The 4329-nt window shown below is 55.2% G+C and carries 1 protein-coding gene; it reads left to right on the top strand.

From position 1 onward, the window contains the following. The coding region (locus Q354_RS28505) for a beta strand repeat-containing protein (RefSeq protein WP_027859801.1) at positions 1 to 4329 on the top strand (4329 nt) is incomplete at both ends.

Raw genomic sequence — 4329 nt, 5'->3', positions numbered from 1 at the left:
AGCGGGGGCAGCTGGAGCGTGACGCTCAGCAGCAGCGAAGTACAGGGCCTGACCGAAGGCTCTGTCAGCATTACCGCTGATGTCGCTGACCAAGCCGGTAACAACGCGACCCAGGCCACTAAGTCGATCAGCTACGACAAGACTGCGCCGACCCTAAGCATCAACACCGTTGCCACCGATGACCGCATCAACGCCAGCGAAGATGACAGCAGCCTGACGGTGGGTGGCAGCACCAATGCCGAAGATGGCCAGACTATCAGCGTCGATGTCGGCGGCGTCAGCAAAACAGGGACCGCCAGCAGCGGTAGCTGGAGCGTGACCCTGAGCAGCAGCGAAGTGCAGGGCCTGTCTCAGGGATCGATTAGTATTACCGCAGATGTAGCCGATCAGGCGGGCAACAACGCCACCCAGGCGACGGCTACGGTCAACTACGATAGCGCTCTGCCGACACTGGAGACTGTGGTACGGGAGACACTGGCCAATCCGGAAAATAGTGAGAGCTTCCAGGTTGCCATTACCTTTGCCGATGTCGGAAGCGGGATTGATGCCACAACGATCGCAGTGGGCAATATCACGGTATCGGGGCCGGGTAGTGTCGGCAACCTCACGGTAAGTAGCGTCAGCTACGATGCAGGAAGCAAGACGGCGACCTATACCATCGCGGCTCCAAGCGGTGGCTGGAATGAAAACCAGCACGCCGGTAGTTATACCGTGGCGCTGAACACTAACCAGGTGGCGGATCTGGCTGGCAACAGCGTTGCTGCAAACGCCACCGCCAAAACCTTCACAGTATCCTTCAACACTGCGCCTGAGATCAGCAGCGGTGGTGGTGGGGCGACGGCTACCGTTAACCTGGCAGAGAATGTTGCCCTGGTCACCACCGTCCAAGCTACTGATATCGATAGCGATACCCTTAGCTACAGCATTACCGGCGGTACAGATCAGGCCGATTTCAGCATCGACAGCAACACTGGTGCACTGACCTTCGACAGCGCACCGGCCTATGTTGATGGTGGAGATAATGAATACCAGGTGGAAGTCACCGTTTCCGACGGCCGTGGAGGCTCTGATCTTCAGACCCTGACAGTGAATGTGCTGTCCGATATCGATGGAGACCAGACGCCTGATGTCGAGGATGAGGACATCGATGGAGATGGCCTGCTGAATACTGCTGAGCAGGGCGTCACCAATAAGTCAGGCACCGGTACCGGAGACGGTAATGGCGATGGCATCGACGATTACAAACAGGTCAATGTCGCCTCACTGGTGGCGACAGGATCTGGATCGGAAGATAGTCGTTGGGTTACCTTCGCTGTTGCTGACGGGCTGAAGATCACGGGTGCTGAGGCCAGTGAAAAACCTTCCAGGTTGCCGCGTAGCGTGAAGATGCCATTGGGTCAGTTCGCGTTAAACATTGAGAATGTAACGCCGGGCGCCACCGTTGAGGTCGAAGTCTTTGCCGATGCATCGAAAGACCTGAATAAGTTTTATAAGAAAAATCCCGATACCGGCCGCTGGGTGGATATTACCGGCTCTAGAGATGAACTAGGTGCCAAGACCAAGCTGACCTTCAGCCTGACGGACGGTGGTACCTATGATAAGGATGGCGTTGTAAACGGTGTTATTGTCGACCCCGGCATGCTGGTCAATGAAGTTCCACTGATCAACTCTGATGGTGGCGAGACAACTGCCAGCATCAACCATAACGAAAACAGCACGGCTGTAACCACCGTTGCGGCCGATGCAGTGGGTACGGTGAGTTACAGCATCACCGGTGGTGCTGATCAGGCTAAATTCAGCATTGATACCAGCACTGGAGCGCTGTCCTTTAAGAACGCCCCTGATTTCGAGGGTCCGGCGTCGGCTGGCTCTGATAACAGCTATGCCGTCGAAATTACCGCCACTGATGAATATGGCAGTGATACTCAGGCTTTGACCATCAATGTGGTCAATGTTAACGAAGCGCCACAGGCGGTTGCTGACAGCGCCACTGCGGTGGAAGCGGGTGGCGTGGCTAACGGCACTGTTGGTTCTAACGCCAGCGGCAATGTATTCAGCAACGATACCGATGTGGATGCAGGGGATACTAAAACTGTCTCTGCCGTCTCTTTCGGAACCACTGCTGGCACGGTTGGCCAGTCCCTGACCGCCAGCTATGGTGCGCTGACGCTGAACAGCGATGGCTCCTACAGCTATGTGATCGATGACAGTAATGCCGCGGTACAGGCGTTACGTAATTCCACTCAGACACTCACCGAATCTTTCAGCTACACACTAATTGATGCTGCCGGGCTGACAGATCAGACGACTCTGACCATCACCATCGAAGGGCGCAATGACAATCCGGTGGCTGTGGCGGACACTGGTACCGCCGTGGAGGCCAGCGGTATTGCCAACGGTACCGCGGGCAGCACTGCCAGCGGCAATGTGCTGGATAATGACAGTAATGTGGATGGTACGGGTGAAACCAAGACGGTCACGGCTGTTGTCTTCGGTTCTACCAATGGCACTGTCGGCCAGTCCCTGACTGCCAGCTACGGCAGCCTGGCCCTCAACAGCGATGGTTTCTACAGCTATGCGGTTAATGAAACCAATGCGGCTGTCCAGGCATTGCGGAACGGCGATACGTTAACGGAAGTATTCACTTATACGGTGACCGATACCGATGGCCTGACAGCGGAAACGACCCTGACGATCACCATTGAAGGTCGCAATGACGCGCCAGCATTTGCTTCTTCGGAGAGCGGGTCTGGTGGCTCGGGTAATTCCGGCAATGAATCAACCGATGGCTCTGCTTCGACCTTTGAGATCACAGAAGGCCCCTCGGATACGCCGCTGAGCCTGTCTGAGGGGCAGACCGTAACGGTTGGCTTCTATGTGCCATCTACTGTAAATAGCGATACTTGGGAAAATGCGCAGGATTTCTATGATTCTGAGCCGGGTATGTCGACGGCCGTCTATGACTACGCTAACTCGCTGGATAGCTATGATCTGGATGTTGACCTGCTGTTTGTTATGCAGCCGGATAATGCCCTGGCTGACGCAGAGATTGCGGCCCTGAGCGCTTTCCTCGACAAGGGTGGCCGCATCTTCTTTGTTGGCGAACACAACGGCTATAAGCCGATCCAGAATGGCCATATCTCCGATGCGATAACCGCGTTGGGGGGCAGTATTACGGTATTGGGGGGAAGCTACTTTGATACCTCGTCTGACAATGACGGGGATACCCTGAACCTCAATAACAGTTCTCTGATGTCGGGGGTTAGCAAGTTTGTTACCGCTGCCTATGCCCAGTTAGAGATCGATGCCACGATTTCCAAAGCGGTTATCGTCGATGATAGCAACCGTATCGTAATGGCGGATCAGGCACTGAGTAACGGTCGGGTAACGGTACTGGCTGATCAGAACTGGCTGAACTCTTCTCGCGCTGTGGATGGTAATTGGACCTTCCTGCGTAATATGGCGATCGATACCGTGCAGTCGATCGAACTGGTTGCGGACGGTGGTAACCCGAACGCAGACTTTGTTACCGAATCCGGACTGACCGAAACCGATGCAGGCCTGACCGATAGCGGTAGCATCACCCTGACCGATGTTGATACCCAGGATGAGGTAACAGTTACCCATACGGTTGTGGCTGTTCAGAAGAATAGTGCCGGTGAAACGATTACCAGCCATGCCTCTGTGCCTGGCAACGCCCAGTTACAGGCGATGCTTAGCCTGACACCAGATCCTGCGATCGACAGCAGCAATACCAGTACCAGCCTTAACTGGGGCTTCGACTCCGGCAGTGAAGCATTCAATTTCCTGCGTGAGGGTGAGCAGCTGGTGCTGACCTACACCCTGACCGCTGATGATGGTAATGGCGGTACTGCTACCCAGGATCTGGAAATTGTTATCAATGGCAGCAACGATGCGCCAGTCGCATCGGATACTAGCGGTAGTGCCGTTGAAGCAGGTGGCATAGCCAATGCTACTGTTGGCTCAAGCGCTACAGGTAATGTGCTGACGAATACGACGGATATCGATGGTGATGCTGTCGACAGAACGGTTGCAGCCGTTGAGTTTGGCTCTTCCAATGGTACCGTGGGTCAGTCCCTCGCTGGTCAGTATGGTAGCCTGACCCTCAACAGCGATGGCTCCTACAGCTACGTCATCGATGAGAGTAATGCCGCCGTGCAGGCGCTGCGCAACAGCGACCAGACGCTGACGGAGACATTTAGTTATCAGGTAAGTGATAAAGAAGGCGCAACCGATAGTGCAAGCCTGACCATTACCCTGGAAGGGCGTAATGATAATCCGGTCGCGGTCGCGGATACGGCCACGGCG

It is taken from the genome of Marinobacterium jannaschii DSM 6295 (genome assembly GCF_000620085.1).
GTDB classification, from domain to species: domain Bacteria; phylum Pseudomonadota; class Gammaproteobacteria; order Pseudomonadales; family Balneatricaceae; genus Pontibacterium; species Pontibacterium jannaschii.
The sequence above is the reverse complement of the archived record's forward strand: the minus strand, read 5'-3'. Positions and strand labels throughout refer to the sequence as shown.